The following is a 24313-nucleotide window of genomic DNA, read 5'->3' as shown; positions in this document are numbered from 1 at the left end:
AGAGCTACCCCAACGCCTAGACCTCAACCGGTGTCAACTGCTCCCTCCCCCGGCACCACGTTTACAGGTTGTCGATTGCCTCAACCAACAGCTTCGTGAGTTCATCCGGGTGGGTGAGCATCGGCTCGTGACACGCGTCGATCGTACGGTGATGGAAGCGCAGGTCCGACTCGGCACGCGCTCGCTGACGGGCTCCCTCTAGGGCCGGGAGCCTGCTCGGATTGCACTCGATCATCGTTCCCGGGTGCGACCAGGCCCGGTCCGTAGGCCCAATCTTGTCCCTATAGGTCTTGATCGGCTGGGCAGTCGTCTTGGAGTTGACCCATGCGACCTGCTCGACGTCGGTCAGGCCCCACCAGCTCGCATCGGACGTTGGCACGAACCAACCCTCCCCATCCCGGTCCGCCATCCTCATCATCTCCGCTGCCCGCTCGTCTCCGATGAGGTCGAAGATCGACTCGCCCTCCTGCGGGAGGTGTGCGTCCACCCAGACGACGCTGCGGACCCGGTCGAACACGTGTTGCATCGCGCCTGCCACAGGCATGCCACCGTAACTGTGCGCGACCAGAACGACGTCACTCAGGTCCTCATACTCAAAGACTCCAACCAGATCATTGATGTGAGTTTCGAGACCGATGTCCGCGCACAAAAGATGCGCCCGCTCACCGAGGCCGGTAAGGGTCGGCGTGTACGTCGAGTAGCCGAGGGCGCTAAGGCGCGACGCGACTTCACGCCAAGCCCAGCCACCGTGTCTCCCGCCGTGGACCAGTACGAAACAGGATTTTTGCTTGCTGACCATGACTCTCCTCAGCGAAAGTTGGTGGCCGATCCGGCATGTTGCGAATCTTTGCCATTCCGTTCGAAACTACGAACACTTGATCGCATGTAGGAACATTATGTTACTCTTGTCACACTGGTCAAGGCCCGGGTGAGGTTCTCAATGAGCGCTGCCCGGACAGATCCCCGTTCGCGCCCACACTGGCGCCGGACCTTTGAAAGGACTGGCGGAATGGACGTTTCGCTCACTCAAACACTGGCGACGTACGCCGCATCGACATCGATCGACAAAGTCCCCGAACAGGTCCGAGACCGGGCCAAACAGATCATTCTCGATGAGATGGCGAGCGCCTACTTCGGCCATCGGCGGCCAGCCGGAGCGCTGGGTGCGAAGTACGCCGCCCGGTACGCCGGGAAGCCCGAGGCGTTGATCCTTGGGAGCGATCTGCGTGTTCCAGCGCCTTTTGCCGCTCTGGCCAACGGCACCGCGGGCCACGCAGACGAGATCGACGGAGCACACGTGATAGGCGGACATCCCGGAGCCACGCTCGTGCACGCGACCGTCGCGATTGCCGAGACCCAGCACTCCACCGGGGCGGAGCTGCTCAACGCAGTGATCCTGGCCTATGACATGGGTACCCGCTTCATCGAGGCCTGCGGCGGGTTGTTCGGAATGAAGAATCGTCTCCATCTCCATTCCGATTCGCTCCACGCCTTGGGCGCGGCCTTGGCGTGCGGAAGATTGCTGGGCCTCGACGCGGACCGCCTTCGCCACGCTCTGGCCCTGGCCACCTTCCAAGCCAACGGCGTCTGCTCCCTGTTCAGCGAGCGCCGACACATTAGCAAGGCATTCTGCAACGGGCAGTACGCCTTCGCGGGTGTGAGCGCGGCTCTGATGGCGGCGGACGGACTCGAGGGTTCGGACGATGTTCTGGGGCACGAGCACGGAGTCCTTGATGCGTGGGGCGTCGACGGCGGATCAGCCGCGCTCACCCGCGGTCTCGGCGAGAGCTACGCAGTCATGGGCGCCAACTTCAAGTACATGCGCGCCGGCTATCCCATTCACGCCGCCGTCGAGGCGGCGATGGACGTCGTTGCCCGGCACAGCGTCGCGCTCGAGTCCATTCAGACCGTGACAGTCGGCATGCCGGAGCACGCTTTGCGAGTCGTCGACAACCGCGCTATGCACAACATTTGCCTCCAGGACATGCTCACCACCGCTCTCCTCGAGGGAGGGTTCGACCTCGGGAGATCTCATTTCCCAGAAATCCTCGCGGTCCCGGAGTTCGGGCCCCTGCGGGAACGGGTTTCTCTTGTGGTGGATGCCGACCTCGACAGTCGACAACCCAACGGGCGGGGGGCCCGCGTCACGGTAGTCACCACCGGCGGTGAATCACTTTCCAGCCTCGTCGAAGCGCCTCGAGGGCACAGCTCCCGCGGCGGAGCCACCTGGCCGGAACTCGCGGTCAAGTGGGAGCAGGCACTACCCGGCGCCGACGTACGCAGGATGCTGGCCCTCGCACAACGCCTGGACAATCTCGACGACGTGTGCGAACTCACCGAAGCCTTCGAGCACACCGGATGAGCGCCTGTGCGGCTGTCAACGCATCACCGACCTCTGGTGTTACGGCAGTGCCTTGATCTGGTTCTTCAGCACCTTTGAAGGTTTCAGCAAGAAAGGCGGCCGCCGGGCCTTAACCCCAGCAAGCTCATACAGAAGTGCCGACGAAAGAGCCTGTCCCTCAGGATCAGGTTGAACACCCCTTGCTCTAGCGAAGACTACTCGGGGCATTCGTGCTCTCCGAGGCATCTGGCTGCGGCATAACTTGGCTACTCAGCAGGCGAAGGCGCGGTGCTCGCAGACGAGTATCGATCCCATCTAGCGGTCACGCAGGCACTGAAAGCCGGTTCCGATCTGGCGACAACTACGCAGTCGCGCCAGGAAGAAACAGCGCTCCGCCAAGCCGTACTCGACAGGAAGCGCGAAGTGCTCCTGAACTTCCGCCTCGCCGGCACGGTCGATGACACCGTCGCCCGGCGACTTCAAACCAGGCTCGATGTCGAAGAACAACGCCTCGCCGGCGTCGAAGACATCGACTGACAGTCTTCCGAACAACCAACCGCGTCCAAGACCAAGACCAATCAAGAGAAGGAACACCATGACTGACCAGCCCAAGCAAATCGGAGGCGGCCGGAAGATGTTCGGCGACTTCGCCCCGAAGCTTGCCGGACTCACCGATGACGTGCTCTTCGAGGACGTCTGGAACCGGCCCGAACTGAGCGCACGCGACCGCAGCCTCATCACCGTGGCTGTGCTCACCGCCGGAGGGAATACCGGGCAACTGGGGTTCCACCTCGGCCGCGCCCTCGAGAACGGCGTGACCCAGGAGGAACTCATCGAAGCCATCACCCACGTCACGTTCTACGCAGGCTGGCCCAAGGGCATGTCAGCGATGGGCGTCGCCAAGCAACTCTTCACAGACAACAAGTAAGGACGACCATGAACATCGAACCCATCGTGCCGACCACCAAGAACCCGGCCGCCCAGTTCGCCGGCGACGTCTGGCTCGACCCGATCGCACTGCCACATGAAAGCGACCAGACGATGGTCGTAGCGACCGTCCGGTTCGCGCCCGGTGCCCGCACTGCCTGGCACTCCCACGAGCACGGCCAATATCTCCGCGTCACTCAGGGCGTCGGCCGTTTCGGGACCCGGGACGGCAAGATCATCGAGGTCCACCCCCGGCCAAACGCTCTACACCCCGCCCGGTGAGGAGCACTGGCACGCCGCCGCCCCAGGCTGCTTCATGGAACACATCGCGATGCTCCAAAACGGCGAAGACCCATCCAAGACCACCACGTGGGCCGAGCACATCACCGACGACGAATACAACGGTCGCTGACCATCGGAGGCAATTCATCAGCCCAGGACGTCGAAGAGGTGCGTTCCCATGGAATTCGGTTGATTATTCCGTCAGGTGATGGCGGGGGCGTGCCTTCATTCAGGGACGCCCCCGAGCTCCTTCTGCCGATCCGCCCCTGCGGTCCCATGAGCTGGTGGCGGGGCAGCGGTTGATCGAAGCACCAGCCGGGGAGTGACCAGGGTGGATATGGGCCCGGTTCTGCCCTTGATGCGCTCGAGGAGCAGTTTTGCGGCCAGGGACCCCATTTCTGTGCCGGCCTGGTCGATGGTGGTCAGGGAGAGCGGATGCATTGATGACATGGGTATGTTGTCGTAGCCCACTATTGAGATATCGCCCGGAACGCTCCAGTTGGCGCGGGAGAAAACCTCCATTGCCCCCAGTGCCGGCATGTCGGATCCTGCATGGATGGCGGTGGGTGCCTGCGGGTAGTCGAGGATCAATTCCGCTGCCCGCTGGCCTCCTTCCCGGCTCCATCTGGCCTCAATAACGTCGATGTCGTCTTGAAGTCCGTTCCGGACCATCGCTTCGATGTAGCCCTGGGCCCGGACTTCCTGCGGCATGCCCGGCTGGTTCTTCTCGTCCCCGACGTGTTTCAGGTGGGCGATCCTGCGGTGGCCGAGGGAAACCAGATGGTCTACGATGAGCCCGCTGCCGGCGATGTCATCACTGGCCACCGTGTCGTAGTTCCTGCCAGGACCATGGCGCCCGAGGACGACGGTGGGTGTTGTCCTGCCGACTTCCTCAAGCCACTCTGCCGGGCCGAAAGGGGCGATGAGGACCAGGCCGTCCATGCGGCGGTCCACCATGGCCTCGATCAACCGTCGCTGGGCGTCGAGTCCGGACCTGGCCTGGCCGATGAAGACCTGGTATCCCTGCGCTTCGGCGGTATCGCGGATGCCGTCAATGAGCACGCTGAAGAAGGTGTTGCGCAGGTCCACGAGAAATACTCCGAGGGTGTAGCCGCGCCCGCGCATTCCCCGGGCCATTGCGGAAGGGCGATAGCCCAAGGCCTCCATCGCGGCCTCGACCTTGGCACGCATCGCGTCGCTGAGACCGTATCCATCATTAAGGACCTTTGAGACCGCAGCCTGCGACACCCCGGCGTGCCGGGCGACGTCGGCAATTGTCGCCCGCTTCCCTTGCTCAGCCATCAGGCCCTCCCTCCCAAATGCCACGCCGCCCCCTTGGGGAGCAGATCAACCGGCGTCTTCATGCTATCCCTTGGCAAGCGATGTGATTTGCCCTACAGTGTTAATCGTAAATCGATTTACAACCCATATCAATCATCCGCGGGGAGCAGATTCCCCTGGCGGATTGTAACGTTTCACAAACTGAGTGTTTGTGCTTTACGAGGAGGTAAAGATGGTGGCCATTGCTCGCAGGCCGCGTTGGGCCGTACTAGCGGGAAGCGCCGCGGCCTTGGCCGCCCTTGCGCTGACCGGATGCTCGGCCAGTACGGGCTCGGGAGGAGCCCAGACCACACTGACGTTCCTCGTGGACAACGCGGACACGACCGTAGCCATGGCGGATCAAGTGGCGAGCGATTTCAACGCCGCGAATCCGGACATCAAGGTCCAGGTGGAAACCCGTCCACAGGGCGGCGACGGCGACAACATCGTCAAGACCCGGCTGTCCACCGGAGACATGTCCGATGTCTTCGCCTACAACTCCGGTTCGCTGTTCCAGCAGCTCGGGCCGGCACAGAACCTGCTCCCGGTGACCAACGAACCCTACATGTCGGATGTGTCCCCGTCGTTCCTGCCGGTGGTTTCCGCCGGAAAGGAAGCCTACGGTGTTCCCTTCAGCACCGGATCCGCCGGCGCGGTGCTCTACAACAAAAAGGTCTACCAGAAGCTTGGCCTCTCGGTTCCTACGACGTGGTCCGAGTTCATGGCCAACAGCCGCAAGATCAAGGATGCCGGCATCGATCCGATCATCCAGACCTACAAGACCACCTGGACGTCCCAGCTGTTCGTCCTGGGCGATTTCGCCAACGTTGCCGCGGCCGATCCGACGTTTGCCGCGGACTACACCTCGAACAAGGCCAAATACGCCACGACCCCGGCCGCGATCAAAGGCTTCGAGCACCAGGAGGAGGCGGCGAAGGCCGGTTTCTTCAACAAGGACTACGCCTCGGCAACCTACCAGCAGGGCCTGGACAAGCTGGCCAGTGGTGAAGGCGCCCAGTATCCGATCCTGACCGGCGCGATTGCCGCCCTCAAGTCCACGCACCCGGAGAACATCGCCGACATCGGCCTCTTCCCCTTGCCCGGAGACAACGCGGCAAAGAACCCCTTGACCGTCTGGCTTCCCGGCGGCGCCTACATTCCCAAGACGACCCAGCACCCCGCCGAGGCCAAAAAGTTCCAGGCCTTCCTCGCCAGCAAAGGCGGTTGCGCGTCCCAGGCCAGGGGCGCAGCACCCAACGGGCCGTACCTGGTCAAGGACTGCCAGCTCCCCACCGATATCGCCCCGGCAGTGAAGGACATGCTCACCTACTTCAACGACCCGGCCAAGAACAGCCCCGCCCTGGAATTCCTCTCCCCCGTGAAGGGACCGTCCCTGCAACAGATCACCGTGGAAGTGGGTTCGGGCATCCGCTCCGCGCAGGACGCGGCGGCCCGCTACGACGACGATGTGAAGAAGCAGGCGCAGCAGCTGAACCTACCCGGCTGGAACTAACCCAAGCAACAACCGCCGTCCGGGCCGGAAGGCCGGCCCGGACGGACCTTGGAGACACTGACATGACACTGAACACCACAGCGACCGCACCCGCTGCCAGCAGCCGCCAGGTCGCGGAACCGGCCAAACGCCGCAAGGCGAGATCGTCCTACCCGTACTGGTTCTACCTGCCTGCCGCCGTCATCTACACCGGGTTGTTCCTGGTGCCGACGTTCGCGTCCTTCTTCTTCAGCCTGACCCGCTGGAACTTCAACAGCTTCACCTTCATCGGCTTGGACAACTTCGTCCAGTTCTTCAATGAACCCTCACTGCTGAAGGGGTTGACCAACACCTTCATCTACGGCGTTGTCACCGCCGTCCTCAAGGTTGTCCTGGGCATGCTGCTGGGTGTCTTCCTGACCTCCCGCATCATCGCCCGCGGCTACCTCAGGTCGATCATCTTCTTCCCCGTCCTCCTGAGCAGCATCGGCGTCGGCATTGTCTTCACCGTTCTCCTGGATCCGTCCAACGGGATGATCAACAAGGCGCTGGCTGCCATCGGGATCGAGGGACCTTCCTGGCTCACCGACCCCGCCTGGGCACTCCTGTCCGTGGCTTTCGTCGATGTGTGGAAAGGGGTCGGACTCGCCGCGGTGATTTTCATCGCGGGAATCGTCTCCATCCCCCAGGAATACTTCGAAGCGGCCAAGGTTGACGGTGCAAGTTCCTTCAAGTGCTTCTGGAACATCACCCTTCCGCTGGCCCGGCCAGCCACGGCCACCGTCATCATCCTGTCCCTGATCGGCGGACTGCGGTCCTTCGACCTGATCTGGGTCATGACACAGGGCGGCCCCGGCTTCACCTCGGACGTCATCGCGTCCGTGATCTACAAGCAGTACCAGGCCGGCTTCTACGGCCTTTCCACCGCAGGCAACGTCGTCCTCTTTCTCATCGTCACCGCGATCGTCGTCCCGCTTTCCATGTTCCTGAACCGCAAGGAGGTCGAACAGTGACCGCCGCACTCAAGCGATACGGCCTCGGGCTGCTCGCCATCGCCATCACTTTCGTCGTTTTCGTCGTCCCCCTGATCTTCATGGTGCTCACCGCCGTGAAAGACCGCAGGGAATCGGCGAAGCTGGAATTCTCTTGGCCAAGCAACTTCGCTTTCCTCCAGAACTTCCAGGAAGTCCTGGCCAAGCGCAACTTCATGCTGGGCACCGCGTTCATCAACAGCACCATCCTGACCGTGGCCAGCGTGAGTATCCTGGTCATCCTTGCCGCCATGGTGGCCTGGATCCTGCAACGCCGGCGCACCCGCTGGAACGGGGTCGCCAACTTCCTGATCCTCTCCGGGCTGATCATCCCTCCCGCAGTTGTCCCCACGATCTGGGTGCTGCAAAGCATGGGCCTGTTCAAGACCCTCCCCGGGCTGATCCTCGTGGAGGTCGCCTTCGGCCTGTCCTTCTGCATCATGCTCTTCAGGGCCTTCATCGCCAGCATCCCCCGGGAGCTTGACGAGGCCGCCGTCATCGACGGATGCGGACCAATACGGCTCTTCTTCCGGGTCATCTTCCCGCTGCTGCGCTCGGTGATCGTGACCGTGATAGTGGTCCAGTCCGTGCACATCTTCAACGACTTCCAGAACCCGCTGTACTTCCTCCCGGGAGATGCGAACGCCACCGTCCAGCTCACGTTGTTCAACTTCCAAAGCCAGTTCACCACCAGCTACAACCTGCTGTTCATGAACATCCTGCTCATCACGATCCCGCCGTTCATCATGTACCTGTTCTTCAACCGGCAAATCGTCGCAGGCATGACCGCCGGGGCCGTCAAGGGCTGACGCCCGCAACACACCGCAGACCCTCCCCGGGACCGGCAGCCGCCGCCAACCAGCCAGAGCCCATCCTCCCGGACGCCTGAAACCGCGTCCTCCCCGACCAAGGAGACCTCAGTCATGCCTGCCCTCACCCACCCGGTGACCTTCGAACACCTGAGGGAACCACTCGGAATCGGTACCGGGACACCCCGGATCTCCTGGAAGACCAGCGCCGAGCCCGGCTGGGTCCAGCAGGCCTACCAGTTCACCGTGACCACCGAAAGCGGCACGTGGACGAGCGAACGCATCGAGTCACCGGAATCGGTCCTGGTGCCGTGGCCGGCTTCCCCTCTGGCGTCTTCCCAAAGGGCCGAAGTCAGTGTCCGCTTGTGGGGCACGAGCCAGGAGGACCCCGGCCCATGGAGTCCGGCCTCGGTGGTAGAGACCGGCCTGTTGGATCCTGCAGACTGGACCGCCGTCGCGATCGCACCGGGCTGGGAAGAGGACCCCGACACGAACCGGCGGCCTCCCCTGCTTCGACGGAGCTTTTCACTCCCCCGCCCGGTGGCCTCGGCCCGGTTGCATGTGACAGCCCACGGCCTGTACGAGGTGGAGATCAACGGCAACCGGATCGGCAACGATGCCATGTCCCCCGGCTGGACCGTCTACGGCAGTCGACTCCGGTACTACACCTACGACGTCACCGGACACCTGCACAAAGGTGACAACGCAGTCGGTGCATGGCTTGCCGACGGGTGGTACCGGGGGCGGATCGGATTCGACGGCGGGCACCGAAACCTCTACGGGGACAAAGTGGCGCTCCTGGCCCAGCTGCACATCACCCACGACGACGGGTCGACCAGTGTCGTGGGGACGGACAGCAACTGGAAAGCCGCCGCCGGGCCCATTCTCTTCACCGGCATCTACGAGGGCGAAAAATACGACGCCCGGCAGCTGCCGGCGGGCTGGAACCAGCCAGGATTCGACGACGGCGGCTGGCACCCGGTAACGGAAATACCACGGGATCCGCGAACCCTTGTCGCTCCCGAAGGACCGCCAGTACGCTGCACCGGCGAACTACGACCGGTGAGCGTCTCGACGTCGCCATCAGGCAAACTCCTGCTCGACTTCGGCCAGAACCTCGTCGGTCGGCTCCGCATAACGGTCAGCGGCGAACAAGGTTCAACGATCACGCTCCGCCACGCCGAAGTCGTGCAGGACGGTGAAATCTACACCCGCCCGCTACGGCTCGCGAAAGCAACAGACACCTACACCCTGGCCGGCGGCGGCGAGGAAACATGGGAGCCCCGGTTCACCCTGCACGGCTTCCGCTATGCCGAGGTCAGCGGCTGGAGCGGCGGCGACCCGGCCGAAAACATCGTGGCCCGGGTCTACCACACCGACATGGAACACACGGGCTGGTTCGAATGCTCGAACCCCGACGTCAACCGCCTCCACGAAAACGTGCTGTGGAGCATGAAAGGCAACTTCGTCGACATCCCCACCGACTGCCCCCAGCGCGACGAGCGCCTCGGCTGGACCGGCGACCTTCAGGTCTTCGCCCCGACGGCCAGCTTCCTCTACGACTGCTCCGGCATGCTCTCCTCCTGGCTCAAAGACGTCGCCGCGGAGCAGCTGCCCGACGGAACCGTGCCGTGGTACGTGCCGGTCATTCCCGGCGGGAACTTCTGGACACCGGTGCGCCCGGGCGCGATCTGGGGAGACGTGGCGGTCCTCACTCCATGGACCCTGTACCAACGCTTCAACGACCCGGAAATCCTTGCCCAGCAATACCAAAGCGCCAAAGCCTGGGTGGACCTTGTGGACCGCCTGGCCGGAAGCGATCACCTCTGGAACAACGGGATGCAGCTCGGTGACTGGCTGGATCCCAGTGCCCCGCTCGAAAAGCCCATGCAGGCCATGACCGACCCCTACCTGGTCGCCACAGCGTACTTTGCCTGGTCGGCGCTGCACCTGGCCAAATCCGCCGCCGTCCTGGGAAAGTCCGAGGATGAACTGCACTACCTGCAGCTCTCGCGGAACATCGCCAACGCCTTCGCACAGGAATACATCCACGACGATGGCCGCATGGCCAGCGACGCCCAGACCGCCTACGCCCTGGCCATCGCGTTCGACCTCTTCCCGGACGGCAAGACCCGCGAACGGGCAGGCCGGCGCCTGGCCCGGCTCGTCCGGGCAGCAGGAAACCGCATCGCCACCGGCTTCGCCGGCACGCCCGTGGTCACCGACGCCCTCACCGCCGTCGGCGAACTCGACGCCGCCTACGACCTCCTTCTTGAAAAGGGCTGCCCGTCCTGGCTCTACGCCGTCACACAAGGAGGCACCACGATCTGGGAACGATGGGACTCCATGCTCCCCGACGGGACCGTCAATCCAGGCGACATGACCTCCTTCAACCACTACGCCCTTGGCGCCGTTGCCGACTGGATGCACCGCACAGTAGCCGGCCTCTCGCCGCTGGAACCTGGCTACCGACGGCTCCTCGTCCGGCCACAGCCCGGCGGCGACCTCACCTTCGCCTCCGTGCGCCATGAGACTCCCTACGGGTCGGCGTCCATCGCCTGGCGCCGGACAGACGCCGGTCACAGCTATTCGATCCAGGTGCCCACCGGAACAACCGCCCGGATCGAACTGCCCGGACGCGAGCCACTGGACGTAGGCTCCGGCAGCCACGACTACCTCGTCGAGCACGTGTCCCCACACCTCGAAACCCGCCACCAGTAGCTTCGCGCACGTCGATTTTGAAAGGCAGACCCGCGCCCGTGAACTCAACAACCATTCCGCTCGACGCCGCGACACCATACAAGGACCCGGCCCTTTCCGTTCCCGAAAGAGTCCAGGACCTTCTGGCCCGGATGACGCTCGCTGAGAAAGTCGGACAGATGCTCCAGCTTGACGCCCGCGGCGGCGTCGAAGAACTCGTCCTCGACAAGCTGGCCGGATCCCTGCTGCACGCCTCACCACAGGCGATGATCGATACCCGGGCACTGGTCGCCAGGACTCGCCTGCAAATCCCGCTCCTGATGGCCGATGACTGCATCCACGGCCATTCCTTCTGGCCCGGCGCCACCATCTTCCCGTCCCAACTGGGCATGGCCAGCACCTGGGATCCGGACCTCGTCGAACGCGGGGCCAGGACCGCCGCCGTCGAAATCGCGGCCACCGGGCTGCACTGGACCTTCTCCCCCGTGCTGTGCATCAGCCGGGACTTGCGCTGGGGCCGCGTCAACGAAACCTTCGGCGAAGACCCGCATTTGATCGGCGAACTCGGAACAGCGATGATCCGCGGCTACCAAGGCACCGGACTCACCGACCCCACCGCCGTGCTTGCCACCGCCAAGCATTTTGCGGGCTACTCCGAAACCCAGGGCGGCAGGGACGCCAGCGAGGCCGACCTCAGCCGGCGGAAACTACGGTCCTGGTTCCTGCCACCGTTCGAGAAAGCCGTCCACGCAGGCTGCCGGACGTTCATGCTCGGCTACCAGGCCATCGACGGCGTCCCCGTCACCGCCAACCGCTGGCTGCTCAACGACGTCCTCAAGGAAGAATGGGGCTTCACCGGAACGCTCGTCACGGACTGGGACAACGTCGGCCGCATGGTCTGGGAACAAAAAGTCTTCGCCACCGATGCCGAAGCCGCCACCGTCGCAGTCGACGCCGGCAACGACCTGGTCATGAGCACACCCCAGTTCTTCACCGCCGCCCAGGAAGCCGTCGCCGACGGCCGGTTGCGCGAAACCCTCATCGACAACGCCGTGCGCCGCGTCCTCACCCTGAAATTCGAACTCGGTCTCTTCGAAGACCCCCGCTCCCCCGACCCGGCCCGGCAGGCCGCCGTCGTCGGCTGCCCCGAGCACACCAGACTCAACACCGAAATGGCCCGCCGTTCCCTCGTGCTCCTCCGCAACGACGGCACCCTTCCGCTCAACGGCGGACTCACCACCGGGCCCGACAGCCGGGCAGCCACGGAACGCCAACGCACGATCGCAGTCGTCGGACCCAATGCCGACGATCCCCACGCCCAGCTCGGCGACTGGGCCGGGAACTCCGGACAGGTCGGCTGGATGCCCGACGGCCACCCCCGCCATCTCATCACCACGGTGCTCGACGGAGTCCGCCGCTTCGCCCCGGCCACCTGGACCATCACACATGCCCGCGGCGCCGACATCGGGTCCCTGGCACCTGACCCGGAAGGCGACACCCTCCCCGACGGTCAGCCGCGACCCAAACAGTTCAAGCCGGCAACGATCGATGAAGCAATGATCCAGGACGCCGTGCGCGCAGCCCGCGACGCCGACTGGACCATCGCCGTCGTTGGAGACACTATCGCGCTCACCGGGGAAAGACGCTCCACCGCGACCCTGGAACTCCAAGGCGCCCAGACCGCACTCATCGAAAGACTCATCGAAACCGGGACACCCGTGATCGTTGTCCTCATCCAGTCCAAACCCTCAGTCCTCCCCGACTCCGTGCTCAACGCCGCGGCCCTCATCGAAGCGTTCAACCCTGGCATGCAAGGCGGCCAGGCAATCGCCGAACTCATCCTCGGCCTCATCGAACCCACCGGCAGGCTCCCGATCACCTTCACCCGCCACGCCGGACAACTCCCCGTCTACTACAACCAGATCCGCGGACAACACGGCACCCGATACGCCGACCTCACCCAGGAACCGCTCTTCGCATTCGGCGAAGGACTCAGCTACACCAACGTGAGCTACTCCAACCTCCGCATCGACAACCCACACCTCCACGCCCATGAAACCCTCAACGCGACCCTGACCCTCAGCAACACCGGCAGCCGGCCGGCCACCGAAACCATCCAGGCCTACATCAGCGACACCGTCACCAGCGTCACCTGGGCCGAGAAGGAACTCAAAGCCTTCACCCAGTCAACAATCGCACCCGGCGAATCCGTCGACGTCAGGATCGCAATCCCCGCCTCCGACTGCACGCTCGTCGACGCCAACGGCCACCGAGTCCTGGAACCCGGCGCATTCGAACTCCTCGTCGGGAGCAGTTCACGGGACCGCGACCTCATCCGGGCATCCTTCACGATCAACGGCTGATACCCAACGTTTGGAGGTCTGGATAACGGTAGATTCGGGGGAATCCTGCGGTTAGGTGGACTACAACGATACAGATTGCCCTAATGGTTCATCTGTAGCATTGGGGATGTATTTTGCACAAAGAACCACTGCTTCGGACGGACGGCCATCGCCGGATGCTCCCGGGACCGGGATCAATTGACAAGCCTAGGAACAGCTGTCCATTTCACGGGGTATCCTGTCACGCTCCAGTTCATGATGCTCCTCCCAACCCCAACGGGCGACCGGACTGGTCCTCGCAGTGTGTCGATCTGATGGCCCATCATTGCTGGGCGGGTCCGGCGCGCAACCAAGGCGCTTTGCGCCGGTCCCAATACAAAACTTCGTTCGGGGCTCCTGCGTCGCTTATTTCCTCGCGACCTTTTGGATCGTTCCCGATCCCCCAAGTTGCACTCCGGCCCCTCATGCCCGGCCGTGCTCCGCTCTCAGACCGGCGCCCGAGACCGACAGACAGCCGAGTCAATGCGGAACGACCGTTGAACCATAAGGGAGCCGAACGGTGACATCCTTTACGGGTGGGCAGCCCGTCGAGGCCACATCCAACCGCGGCAACCCGGGCTACCGGCGGCAGCCCAACCCAGAGCTTGCGGGCAACTGACCCGACCCCGGGCTGAATCCTGACCACAGAACCCTCGCAAGTCAGGTAGCCCTGAGCTCGTCAAACCATGAAGAAGCAAGAACACAGACCTACCGCCCAACACAAGGAAATGAGGCGCCAGGCCACAGCCACCAACAAAAACGGCCCCGAAGGGCCTATAAAAAGCTGATTTGTGCACAGTCAGGGGCCAAATAGGCCCCTGACCTGCGACAACACTGTGCCCGAGGTGGGACTCGAACCCACACACCTTTCGATACCGCATTTTGAGTGCGGCGCGTCTGCCAATTCCGCCACTCGGGCGCGGAACACTGGAACAAGACTAACCGCCGTCGAAGTCTTTGCAGATTTCAACGCTCCCTGTTGCAGTGCGCGAAACTACTCTACATGCAGATAGGCTATTTTCCAGAACCGGCTCGGCCGAGCAATAAATCATACGCAAGGACCGGGTGCAACTAAGATGGTTATGAACCCGCCGTACGTCTTGAAGGAGATCCCGTGTCAGAACAGACGGAGTCCAAGCCCGCATCCCAGCCGGCACGCCGTGTAGTTGTCGCAGAGGATGAGACCCTCATCCGCCTGGACATCATCGAGATCCTGAAGGGCGAAGGCTACGACGTCGTCGGCGAGGCCGACAACGGTGAGAAGGCAGTTCAGCTGGCCGAGGAGTTGAAGCCGGACCTGGTCCTCATGGACGTCAAGATGCCGGTCATGGACGGCATCTCGGCCGCTGAAAAGATCGTCAAGGCCAGGATCGCTCCTGTCGTCCTCCTCACGGCTTTCAGCCAAAAGGAACTCGTGGAGCGCGCCCGCGACGCCGGGGCCATGGCCTATGTCGTCAAGCCCTTCACGCCGGCCGACCTGATCCCCGCCATCGAGATCGCGTTGTCCCGCCACGAGGAGATCAAGGCCCTCGAAAACGAGGTGTCCGACCTCCAGGAGCAGTTCGCCACGCGCAAGCTCGTAGAGCGTGCCAAGAGCCTCCTGACCACCAAGATGGGCCTGACGGAGCCGGAAGCCTTCCGTTGGATCCAGAAGACGTCCATGGACCGCCGCCTCAGCATGCGTGAGGTCGCCGAGACCATAATCAACCAGGTCAACTAGCCTCCGCCGCGAAGGGCGTCTTCTTTCCAATGGGATTGCAGGCGCCCTTCGTCGTCCCCGGAAAACACGCCGCGGCGCCCTCCGCCGCCCCCGAACCACCCGGAGCACAGAGCCCAGAGCCCAGAGCCCAGAGCCCAGAGCGAGCTTGCCGGAGGCTGCCAAAAAGGGTGGCCCCGCCAAAACGGCGGGGCCACCCTAGTTGATCCGGGAAAGATCAGGCCTTGGACTTGGCCTTCTTCTTCTTTTCGGGCCACGGTCCGAGCTTTTCCTTGCGGGCTGCGGCCTCTTCCACACGGGAAGTGTCAGCGAGGTCGCCCACCTTGTGGACCTTGAGCGAGTTCGTGGAACCAGCCTGTCCGGGAGGCGAACCGGCAGCGATGACCACAAGGTCGCCGTTCTCTACAATCTTCATCTCGAGGAGGCTGCGGTCCACCTGGGCCGTCATGGCGTCAGTGTGGCCCACCATGGGAACCAGGACGGGCTGGATGCCCCAGGTCAGAGCCAGCTGGTTCCAGACGTGCTCCACCGGGGTGAAGGCGAAAACCGGCTTGACGGGCCGCAGGCGGGACAGGCGGCGCGCCGAGTCGCCGGACTGGGTGAAAGTACAGATGTACTTTGCGTCCAGCTGGTCGGCGATTTCGACGGCGGCACGAGTGATGGCGCCACCGCGTGTCTTGGGCTTGGTACCGAGCGGAGGAACGCGCTCAAGACCGTGTTCTTCGGTGGACTCGATGATCCGGGCCATGGTCTTGACCGTCTCGATCGGGAACTTGCCCACGCTGGTCTCGCCGGAGAGCATGACTGCGTCGGCGCCGTCGAGCACTGCGTTGGCGCAGTCCGAAGCCTCGGCACGGGTCGGGCGCGGGTTGTCGATCATCGATTCAAGGACCTGGGTGGCCACGATGACCGGCTTGGCCCAGCGGCGTGCCAGTTCGATGGCGCGCTTCTGGACGATCGGCACTTCCTCGAGCGGGAGTTCCACGCCGAGGTCGCCACGGGCAACCATGATGGCGTCGAACGCGTCGATGATTTCGTGGAGCTGCTCCACGGCCTGCGGCTTCTCGATCTTGGCGATCACCGGCACGCGGCGGCCTTCTTCGTCCATGATTTCGTGCACGCGCTTGATGTCAGACGCATCGCGGACGAAGGACAGAGCCACCATGTCGACACCGCGCCTCATGGCCCAGCGGAGATCGTCCTCGTCTTTTTCGCTCAGTGCGGGGACGTTGACGGCAACGCCGGGCAGGTTGATGCCCTTGTTGTTGGAGACCCAGCCACCGACGGTCACCGTGGCGACCACCTTGACGTCGTCAACCTCGATGGCGCGCAGTGCAACCTTGCCGTCGTCGATCAGCAGCGCATCGCCGACGTTGACGTCTTCGGTCAGGCTCTTGAGCGTGGTGGAGCAGATGTCCTTGGTGCCCGGCACGTCTTCCGTGGTGATGGTGAACGTGTCACCGACAGCGAGTTCGTGGGGGCCGTCGACAAAGCGGCCAAGGCGGATCTTCGGGCCCTGCAGGTCAGCCATGATGGCAACCGGCTTGTGAAGCTGGGCGGCGGCTCTGCGGACGTTCTCGTACGTGGTGTCGTGTACCGAGTAGTCGCCATGGCTCATGTTCATGCGGGCGACGTCGACGCCGGCTTCCAGCACCGCGAGGGTGTTGTCAAAGCTGGAAATTGCCGGTCCGAACGTTGCCACGATTTTTGCGCGTCTCATATACCTACCCTAGTAGTGTGCTGCGGTTGGAGTTGGGAAAGCGTGGTGCGCCGGTCCTTAGAGGACCGATATAGCCCGGTCGGTGGGAGCCACCGGTGCGGGAAGAATAGTACTGCCCATGAGGTACTTGTCGACGGCGGCAGCGCAGGCACGGCCTTCGGCGATAGCCCAGACAATCAAGGACTGCCCGCGGCCGGCATCGCCTGCCACGAAAACGCCCTCGGTGTTGGTCATGTAATACCCATCTCGGGCCACGTTGCCGCGGCCGTCGAATTCTGCGCTGACCTGTTCGGTGATACCGGCAGGTTCCGCGCCCGTAAAGCCAAGCGAAAGCAAGACCAGATCAGCCGGGATGACGCGTTCCGTGCCGGTCTTCGGCAGCCGCTTGCCGTCCACGAATTCAGTCTCGGCGACCTTGACCCCTGTGAGCTTGCCGTTTTCTCCGACAAATTCAACGGTGGAAGCAAGGTATGTGCGTTCGCCGCCCTCTTCGTGTGCGCTGGCAACCTCGAAGAGCGTGGGGAACGTCGGCCATGGCTGGTGCGAGGCACGTTCAAGCGGGGGCTGCTTGCCGATCGCAAGCGTGGTAACAGACGCGGCGCCGTGTCGGTGTGCCGTGCCGAGGCAGTCGGCGCCAGTGTCGCCGCCACCGAGGATTATCACGTGCTTGCCCTTGGCATCGATCTGGCCTTCCACGGTCTCACCCGCAACCACGCGGTTGGCGGGCACCAGGTAATCCATGGCGAAGTGGATGCCGTCGAGCTGGCGGCCGGGAATGGGAAGATCGCGCGGCACGGTAGCGCCCGTGGCGATCACCACGGAATCGTAGCGGCGGCGCAGTTGCTCCCACGTCACGTCGCTTCCGACAGCCACACCGGTACGGAACCGGGTGCCCTCTGCCTTCATCTGCTCGACGCGGCGGTCGACCTGTTCCTTCTCCATCTTGAAGTCGGGGATGCCATAGCGCAGCAGTCCCCCGATCTTGTCGTCGCGCTCGTAGACTGCCACCGTGTGTCCGACGCGCGTCAACTGCTGTGCAACTGCAAGCCCCGCAGGTCCGGAGCCGACGACGGCGACCGTCTTCCCGGAGAGGCGCGTCGGCGGAAGCGGCTGCACCCAGCCGTTTTCGAACGCGTCGTCGATGATTGAAACTTCAACCTGTTTGATGGTCACAGCGGGCTGGTTGATGCCAAGGACACAGGATGCTTCACACGGCGCAGGGCACAAACGTCCAGTGAACTCCGGGAAGTTGTTCGTAGCGTGCAGGCGCTCGATCGCTTCCTCGCCTTTGCCGCGCCACGTGAGGTCGTTCCACTCAGGGATGAGGTTCCCCAGGGGGCAGCCTTGGTGGCAGAACGGAACGCCGCAGTCCATGCAGCGGCCGGCCTGGCTCTTGAGCACGCCCTTGTCCTGGGCCTCATAGACTTCCTTCCAGTCCATGATGCGGACAGGAACGGGACGGCGTGGCTGCGTCTCGCGCTGCCGGACTTTCAGAAATCCGCGTGGATCAGCCACCGGTTACCTCCAGGATTCGAAACCATACTTCTTCGCCATCGGGATCAAGGCCCTCTTCGATGGCGTCGAGACGGGTTTGCAGGACTGCGGCGTAGTCCCGCGGCAGAACTTTGGTGATGCGGGCAGCTGTGTCGTCGAAGTTTTCGAGCAAGCGGCCTGCGAGGACGGATTCGGTTTCTTCCAGGTGCTTGACCAGGAGGCCGTGGACGATGGTGCGGTCCTCGTCGTCAAGCTCAAGCAACTGCAGCTCACCGGTGTCCAAGGCTTGCTTGTTGACCCTGGCAGACTGGAGGTCCAGCACGTAGGCGGTACCACCGGACATGCCCGCACCGAAGTTGCGGCCCGTGCGGCCGATGATCAGCGTCTGGCCGCCGGTCATGTATTCGCAACCGTGGTCACCAATGCCTTCGACGACGGCGGTGGCACCCGAGTTGCGCACCAGGAATCGTTCGCCAACCTGGCCACGCAGGAACATTTCTCCGCTCGTGGCACCGTAGCCGATCACGTTACCCGCGATGACGTTCCGTTCGGCCTGGAAAACGTTGGTGCGGTCCGGGCGGACGATGATGCGTCCACCGGAGAGGCCCTTGCCGACGTAGTCGTTGGAGTCGCCGAACATGCGAAGGGTGATGCCGGCGGGAAGGAAAGCGCCCAGCGATTGCCCGGCGGTGCCTTTCAGCGTGATGTCGATGGTGTCGGTGGCGAGCACATCGATGCCGAACGTCTTGGTCACGACGTGCCCCAGCATCGTGCCCACCGAACGGTCCGTATTGATGACGTCGACGGCGATCTTCACGGGCGTGCGGTCGCTCAATGCCTCCGCGGCCATGCCGATGAGGCGCTGGTCGAAGTGCTTGTCGAGCTCGTGGTTCTGACCGGTGAGGTTCCGCAGGGGAACGTCGTCGTCGAACTCGAGGCCGTGCAGGATGGGGTCGAGGTCGAGCCCCTCGGCTTTCCAGTGGTCGATCGCTTCGCGGGTGTCCAGGAATTCTGCGTGGCCGATGGCCTCTTCGAGGCTGCGGAAGCCAAGCTCGGCGAGCAGTTCACGGACTTCCTCAGCAAGGAACTCGAAGAAGTTGACCACGAATTCCGGCTTGCCGTTGAAGCGCGAACGAAGCTCAGGGTTCTGGGTTGCGACGCCAACCGGGCAGGTATCGAGGTGGCAGACGCGCATCATGATGCAGCCGGAAACCACCAGGGGCGCGGTCGCGAAGCCGTACTCCTCGGCACCCAGCAAAGCGGCAATGACGACGTCGCGGCCGGTCTTGAGCTGGCCGTCCACCTGGACCACGACGCGGTCGCGGAGCCCGTTGAGCATCAGCGTCTGCTGGGTCTCGGCGAGGCCGAGCTCCCATGGGACACCGGCATGCTTGAGCGAGTTCAGCGGCGAGGCGCCGGTTCCGCCGTCGTGCCCTGAGACGAGCACGACGTCGGCCTTCGCCTTGGTGACGCCGGCGGCCACCGTGCCGATCCCGACTTCGGAAACAAGCTTCACGTGCACGCGTGCCGACGGGTTCGCCCGCTTGGCATCGTAGATGAGCTGCGCGAGGTCTTCGATCGAGTAGATGTCGTGGTGCGGGGGCGGAGAAATCAGCCCGACGCCGGGGGTCGAGTGACGTGTCCGGGCCACCCAGGGGTACACCTTCTGCGCCATCAGCTGGCCACCTTCACCGGGCTTGGCGCCCTGGGCCATCTTGATCTGGATGTCCTCGGCGTTGGTCAGGTACAGGCTGGTCACGCCAAAACGGCCCGAGGCGATCTGCTTGATGGCGGAGCGGCGCTCAGGATCCAGCAACCGGTCCACGTCTTCTCCGCCTTCACCGGTGTTGGACTTGGCGCCCAGCCGGTTCATCGCGATTGCGAGCGTTTCGTGGGCTTCCTTGGAGATGGAGCCGTAGCTCATGGCTCCAGTGGAGAAGCGCTTCACGATGCTGGAAACGGGCTCGACTTCCTCAAGCGGCACTGCGGGGCGCAGGCTGTCCTTGAACTTCAAGAGCCCACGGAGGGTCATGAGGTTCTCGGACTGATCGTCAATTCCCTTGGTGTAGGACTTGAAGATGTCGTAGCGGCGTTCGCGCGTGGCGTGCTGCAGGCGGAACACTGTCTCCGGGTTGAACAGGTGTGGTTCGCCGTCGCGGCGCCACTGGTATTCGCCACCACCGAGCAGCGGGCGGTGCGGGAGCTCGATGCCGCCTTCCGGGTAGGCCATCTGGTGGCGTGCGGAAACTTCGGCAGCGATGACATCCAGGCCGACCCCGCCGAGCTGGGAGTGGGTACCGGAGAAGAATTCGTCCACGAGGTCCTGGGACAGGCCCAGGGCTTCGAACGTCTGGGCGCCAGTGTAGGAGGCCACCGTGGAAATGCCCATCTTGGACATGATCTTCAAGACGCCCTTACCGAGGCCCTTGATGAGGTTGTAGACGCCGTCTTCCGGGGTCACACCCACTACTTCGCCAGTGCCGATCAGCTGCTCCACGGATTCCATGGCCAGGTACGGATTCACCGCGGATGCACCGAAGCCGACGAGCACGGCCACATGGTGCGTTTCGCGGACGTCGCCTGCCTCGACTACCAGGGCGGTCTTGGTGCGGTTGGCACTGCGGAGCAAGTGATGGTGCACTGCACTGACGAGCAGAAGGGACGGGATCGGTGCCCACTGCGCGTTGGAATCGCGGTCGGACAGTACGATGTACTGCACGCCACGGTTGATCGCGCCGGAAACCTGCTCGCAGATTTCGGTGAGGCGGCTGCGCAGGGCTGCTTCGCCGCCTTCTGGACGGTAGAGGCCTCGGACCTTCATGGCGACCTTGTCGCCGTCGGCGTTTTCGATATTGGCGATCTTGGCGAGCTGGTCGTTGTTGATCACCGGGAACGGCAGGGAGATCTGCGGCTGGCGCACTTGCCCGACGTCGAGAAGGTTGCCGTTGGGACCGATGGCGCACTTCAGCGAGGTAACGAGCTCCTCGCGGATCGCGTCCAGGGGCGGGTTGGTGACCTGGGCGAAAGACTGCACGAAGTAGTCGAACAGCAAACGCGGGCGCTTGGACAGCACGGCAACCGGGGTGTCGGAGCCCATGGCGCCGAGCGGTTCGGCCCCGGTGCGGGCCATCGGCCCCAGGAGGATCTTCAATTCCTCGGTGGTGTAGCCGAAAGTCCGCTGCCGGATGTTCACGGACGCAGCGGTGTGAAGCACGTGCTCGCGCTCAGGGAGATCGTTGAGGTCGATCAGGTTGTCCTTGACCCACTCGGCCCAAGGATTCGCCGCGGCGACCTCGGCCTTGACCTCTGCGTCGTCGATGATCCGACCGGCCTCGGTGTCCACCAGGAACATCTTGCCCGGCGAAACGCGGCCCTTCTTGACCACCTTGGCGGCTTCGACGTCGATCACGCCGACTTCGGAGGCGAAGACGATCAGGCCATCTTCGGTGATCCAGTAGCGGCCAGGGCGCAGGCCATTGCGGTCAAGGGTCGCACCAACAAGATTGCCGTCGGTGAAGGACACGGCTGCGGGACCGTCCCACGGCTCCATGAGCAACGAGTGGTACTCGTAGAAGGCGCGGCGTGCGGGATCCATGGTGGCATGGTTTTCCCAGGCCTCCGGGATCATCATCATGATCGAGTGCGTGATGGGGCGGCCGGAAAGCCAGAGCAGTTCAGCAACCTCATCGAACGACGCGGAGTCTGAAGCACCTGGAGTGCAGATGGGGTACAACTCTTCGGGTGAATCGCCCAGCAGGGGGTTCGCGAGCTGGGACTGGCGGGCCCGCATCCAGTTCCGGTTGCCCTTGACGGTGTTGATTTCGCCGTTGTGGGCAATGGTGCGAAACGGCTGGGCGAGAGGCCACGAGGGGAAGGTGTTCGTGGAGAATCGCGAGTGAACGATCGCCAGCTTGGTCTTGAAGCGCTTGTCCGAAAGGTCCGGGTAGAACGGCTCCAGCTGGGCGGTGGTCAGCATGCCCTTGTACACGATGGTGCGCGAGGACAGCGACGGGAAGTAGACGCCGAACTTGTTCTGTGCGCGCTTGCGGATACGCCAGGCGCGGGAGTCCAGCTCGTTGCGGTCCAGCACCTCGCCCGTAGCGGAGGCAAAGAAGGGCTGTGAGAAGTAAGGCATGCAGGCACGGGCCATGGCGCCGACCAGGTCCCCAACCACCGGTACCTCGCGCCAGCCAAGAACCGTCAGGCCCTCGTCCACTGCAAGCGCCTCGATGCCGGCCTTCGCGGTCCCGGCTTCGCGGGTTTCGGCCGGCAGGAAGGCGGTGCCGACGACGTACTGGCCCGGTGCGGGCAGCTCGAATTCGGCGACGGCCCGGAAGAACTCGTCTGGAACCTGCATCAGGAGGCCGGCGCCGTCGCCTGTGCCTTCGTCGGCGCCGACGGCGCCGCGGTGTTCAAGGTTGCGCAGCGCAGTCAGGGCCGCTTCCACGATGTCGTAGCCGGGTTCACCACGCAGGGTGGCGATAATGGCCAGGCCGCAAGCGTCCTTCTCCTGCTCAGGGTTGTAGAGTCCCTGGGCCTCCGGGAGCGCGGCGAAACGCTTGAAGGGCGAGATGGCACCCTGCGGTTCGACTGTTTCGGACCAACTTGGGTTATGAAGATGGGTCATTGAAGACGTCCTTCCTCGAGATCGTGCGAATGGAAGGGACAACGTTGGCCCCACCTTGCCTGCCGTGTGACGGGCATAACAAAGCGCTAGTTACTTGAAATTGTAGGTCAGCGGGCAAGACGCAACGAACAGTTACGCTTGTCCCTGACCCAAGCTTGACCGCGGAGCCTCTGTGTGCTGCCGGGCGACTGCCAAGGGTGCCACGACGCTGTGGCCGGGGGCCTCTGGGCGGTAGCCCGGTTCCCCTGTGCCGTAGCGCTGGCTACTTGGTGCTGCCAGCTTCCGGCCCGGATCCGGGGGCGCTGCTGGCGGTGGTTTCGGTGGACGCGGAGCCCGAATCCGACGTGACGCCGGCATGTGACTCCTCGGCCGTTTCCGTAGGCTCAGCAGTATGGCCCAGATCGCTTTGGTTATTCCGGAGATTACCATGCGCACCGGTATCTGAGACAGATCCGTCCGTATCATGGGCCTTCGTATCGGTCACAATTGGGCTGCTGGTCTCATCGTCCACATCGCTGGAGTCATCCGTGCTTGGGCCATCTGCGCCGGCGGCCACGGCAGCAGGTTCGCGGCCGTGAAGGTACGCGGTATCCGGCTCCGGCCTGCCGCGCAGGCTCAGCACGATGAAGACGATAACCGCCACGACGAACACGAAGATGCTCGTCCATACGTTGAGCCGTGTGGTGATGCCGAAGAGGCTGATCTGTTCTGCATCGTCAATCCGCAGGGCTTCGATCCACACGCGGCCAAGCGTGTAGTAAATGGCGTACAACCAGAAGAGCCTGCCGCGGCGGAAGTGGAAGCGGCGGTCCAGAACAAGCAGGATCGCGACGCCGATAAGGTTCCAGAGGGATTCATAAAGGAACGTCGGGTGGAACAGGGTGCTGCTGGGCATCCCGGCCGGGAAGTTCGGGCTATTGGGATCGATCTGCAATCCCCAGGGCAGGGTGGTGGGGCCACCGAAGAGTTCCTGGTTGAACCAGTTCCCCCAGCGTCCGATTGCTTGCGCCAGCAACAAACCCGGGGCCGCGGCGTCGAGGAATGCAGTGAGCTTGACGCCGGAGCGGCGGCAGCCTAGCCAGGCGCCGAAAACGCCGAGAACCACGGCACCCCAGATGCCCAGGCCACCCCGCCAAATCTGCGGTATCAGGGAGAGGTCGCCGGTACCGTTGAAGCCAGGGCCGAAATACGCATCCGGCGAGGAGAACACGTGGTACAGACGGCCGCCCACAATGCCGAACGGGATCGCCCAGATGGCGATGTCCCACAGACTGCCTTCCGGCGTGCCGCGGCGCTTCCAGCGGACGGCTGTGAGCCAGAGTCCCAGGATGATTCCCAGGAGAATGCACAGGGCATAAGCGTGGATTCGGAGAGACCCCCACGGAAGCGGAATATCGAATCCGGACCATGAGGGGCTCGGAATGCTCATGGGAGCCATTGCCGCGGCGTGGAGGAGACTCTGCATTGTCTAC

Annotated in this window: 15 protein-coding genes, 1 tRNA gene and 1 pseudogene; 10 read left to right on the top strand and 7 right to left on the bottom strand. The window is 63.6% G+C overall.

The genetic code is table 11. The features are described 5' to 3' along the window. Window positions 1-61: 61 nt before the first annotated feature. Window positions 62-799 carry an alpha/beta fold hydrolase gene (locus tag LFT43_RS08235; protein WP_395802135.1) on the bottom strand — a complete coding sequence of 246 codons (738 nt, stop codon included), beginning with the start codon at window positions 797-799 and terminating at the stop codon, window positions 62-64. A 210-nt stretch (window positions 800-1009) separates the two neighbouring features. Here LFT43_RS08235 and LFT43_RS08230 point away from each other — a divergent pair, with 210 nt between their 5' ends. The 4 genes and pseudogenes from LFT43_RS08230 to LFT43_RS08215 all read left to right on the top strand — a co-directional run bounded on the left by LFT43_RS08230 (window position 1010) and on the right by LFT43_RS08215 (window position 3680). After that, entirely contained in the window at window positions 1010-2362 is a 1353-nt protein-coding gene (locus LFT43_RS08230) for an MmgE/PrpD family protein (RefSeq protein WP_395802133.1), read from the top strand. 267 nt (window positions 2363-2629) lie between these two features. Beyond that, window positions 2630-2878: a hypothetical protein gene (locus LFT43_RS08225; RefSeq protein WP_395802131.1), complete on the top strand. Its 249-nt coding sequence runs from the start codon at window positions 2630-2632 to the stop codon at window positions 2876-2878. Window positions 2879-2936: 58 nt separating this feature from the next. Further along, window positions 2937-3269 (top strand): carboxymuconolactone decarboxylase family protein, encoded by a 333-nt coding sequence (locus LFT43_RS08220; RefSeq protein ID WP_395802129.1) that lies wholly within the window; start codon window positions 2937-2939, stop codon window positions 3267-3269. A gap of 8 nt (window positions 3270-3277) precedes the next feature. Next, window positions 3278-3680: pseudogene (locus tag LFT43_RS08215) on the top strand (cupin domain-containing protein). 95 nt (window positions 3681-3775) lie between these two features. Here the strand turns inward: LFT43_RS08215 and LFT43_RS08210 are convergent. Continuing rightward, a complete protein-coding gene (locus LFT43_RS08210) occupies window positions 3776-4852 on the bottom strand; it encodes a LacI family DNA-binding transcriptional regulator (RefSeq protein WP_395802127.1) in 1077 nt (358 codons plus the stop codon). A gap of 211 nt (window positions 4853-5063) precedes the next feature. Between LFT43_RS08210 and LFT43_RS08205 the strand changes: the two genes are divergently transcribed. The 5 genes from LFT43_RS08205 to LFT43_RS08185 all read left to right on the top strand — a co-directional run bounded on the left by LFT43_RS08205 (window position 5064) and on the right by LFT43_RS08185 (window position 13265). Then, window positions 5064-6383, top strand: coding sequence for an ABC transporter substrate-binding protein (locus LFT43_RS08205; RefSeq protein WP_395802125.1), 1320 nt, complete (start codon window positions 5064-5066; stop codon window positions 6381-6383). A 62-nt stretch (window positions 6384-6445) separates the two neighbouring features. Beyond that, window positions 6446-7375, top strand: a complete 930-nt coding sequence (locus LFT43_RS08200; protein ID WP_395802123.1) for a carbohydrate ABC transporter permease — start codon at window positions 6446-6448, stop codon at window positions 7373-7375. Then, window positions 7372-8202: a carbohydrate ABC transporter permease gene (locus LFT43_RS08195; protein ID WP_395802121.1), complete on the top strand. Its 831-nt coding sequence runs from the start codon at window positions 7372-7374 to the stop codon at window positions 8200-8202. Before LFT43_RS08200 ends, LFT43_RS08195 begins: the two co-directional genes overlap by 4 nt. 114 nt (window positions 8203-8316) lie before the next feature. After that, entirely contained in the window at window positions 8317-10923 is a 2607-nt protein-coding gene (locus LFT43_RS08190) for a family 78 glycoside hydrolase catalytic domain (protein ID WP_395802119.1), read from the top strand. Window positions 10924-10961: 38 nt separating this feature from the next. Next, the gene (locus LFT43_RS08185; protein ID WP_395802117.1) at window positions 10962-13265 is read left to right on the top strand and encodes a glycoside hydrolase family 3 N-terminal domain-containing protein; all 2304 of its coding nucleotides are present in this window, start codon (window positions 10962-10964) and stop codon (window positions 13263-13265) included. 855 nt (window positions 13266-14120) lie between these two features. On the opposite strand, the gene LFT43_RS08180 is transcribed toward LFT43_RS08185, so the two are convergent. After that, window positions 14121-14202, bottom strand: a tRNA-Leu gene (locus LFT43_RS08180). A gap of 195 nt (window positions 14203-14397) precedes the next feature. On the opposite strand from LFT43_RS08180, the gene LFT43_RS08175 reads away from it, so the two are divergent. Continuing rightward, window positions 14398-15003, top strand: coding sequence for an ANTAR domain-containing response regulator (locus tag LFT43_RS08175; RefSeq protein WP_028266834.1), 606 nt, complete (start codon window positions 14398-14400; stop codon window positions 15001-15003). Window positions 15004-15217: 214 nt separating this feature from the next. Here LFT43_RS08175 and pyk read toward each other — a convergent pair whose 3' ends face one another. The 4 genes from pyk to lgt form a co-directional block, all read right to left on the bottom strand. Next, the gene (gene pyk, locus LFT43_RS08170) at window positions 15218-16720 is read right to left on the bottom strand and encodes a pyruvate kinase (protein ID WP_395802114.1); all 1503 of its coding nucleotides are present in this window, start codon (window positions 16718-16720) and stop codon (window positions 15218-15220) included. Window positions 16721-16777: 57 nt separating this feature from the next. Beyond that, window positions 16778-18235: a glutamate synthase subunit beta gene (locus tag LFT43_RS08165; protein ID WP_395802112.1), complete on the bottom strand. Its 1458-nt coding sequence runs from the start codon at window positions 18233-18235 to the stop codon at window positions 16778-16780. After that, window positions 18228-22841, bottom strand: coding sequence for a glutamate synthase large subunit (gene gltB / locus LFT43_RS08160; protein ID WP_395802110.1), 4614 nt, complete (start codon window positions 22839-22841; stop codon window positions 18228-18230). The genes LFT43_RS08165 and gltB overlap by 8 nt, the downstream gene beginning before the upstream one ends. A gap of 262 nt (window positions 22842-23103) precedes the next feature. Next, a complete protein-coding gene (gene lgt, locus LFT43_RS08155) occupies window positions 23104-24306 on the bottom strand; it encodes a prolipoprotein diacylglyceryl transferase (RefSeq protein WP_395802108.1) in 1203 nt (400 codons plus the stop codon). Window positions 24307-24313: the final 7 nt, after the last annotated feature.

It is taken from the genome of Arthrobacter sp. FW306-04-A, from assembly GCF_044358315.1.
GTDB lineage: Bacteria > Actinomycetota > Actinomycetes > Actinomycetales > Micrococcaceae > Arthrobacter.
This window is presented reverse-complemented; position numbering and strand designations above follow the sequence as displayed.

What these genes read in the sequence shown, in the direction of transcription:
- LFT43_RS08190 (WP_395802119.1), top strand. Translation starts at nt 8,317, where the DNA reads ATGCCTGCCCTCACCCACCCGGTGACCTTCGAACACCTGAGGGAACCA.
- LFT43_RS08235 (WP_395802135.1), bottom strand. Translation starts at nt 799, where the DNA reads ATGGTCAGCAAGCAAAAATCCTGTTTCGTACTGGTCCACGGCGGGAGA.
- LFT43_RS08205 (WP_395802125.1), top strand. Translation starts at nt 5,064, where the DNA reads ATGGTGGCCATTGCTCGCAGGCCGCGTTGGGCCGTACTAGCGGGAAGC.
- LFT43_RS08200 (WP_395802123.1), top strand. Translation starts at nt 6,446, where the DNA reads ATGACACTGAACACCACAGCGACCGCACCCGCTGCCAGCAGCCGCCAG.
- LFT43_RS08230 (WP_395802133.1), top strand. Translation starts at nt 1,010, where the DNA reads ATGGACGTTTCGCTCACTCAAACACTGGCGACGTACGCCGCATCGACA.
- LFT43_RS08210 (WP_395802127.1), bottom strand. Translation starts at nt 4,852, where the DNA reads ATGGCTGAGCAAGGGAAGCGGGCGACAATTGCCGACGTCGCCCGGCAC.
- pyk (WP_395802114.1), bottom strand. Translation starts at nt 16,720, where the DNA reads ATGAGACGCGCAAAAATCGTGGCAACGTTCGGACCGGCAATTTCCAGC.
- LFT43_RS08220 (WP_395802129.1), top strand. Translation starts at nt 2,937, where the DNA reads ATGACTGACCAGCCCAAGCAAATCGGAGGCGGCCGGAAGATGTTCGGC.
- gltB (WP_395802110.1), bottom strand. Translation starts at nt 22,841, where the DNA reads ATGACCCATCTTCATAACCCAAGTTGGTCCGAAACAGTCGAACCGCAG.
- lgt (WP_395802108.1), bottom strand. Translation starts at nt 24,306, where the DNA reads ATGCAGAGTCTCCTCCACGCCGCGGCAATGGCTCCCATGAGCATTCCG.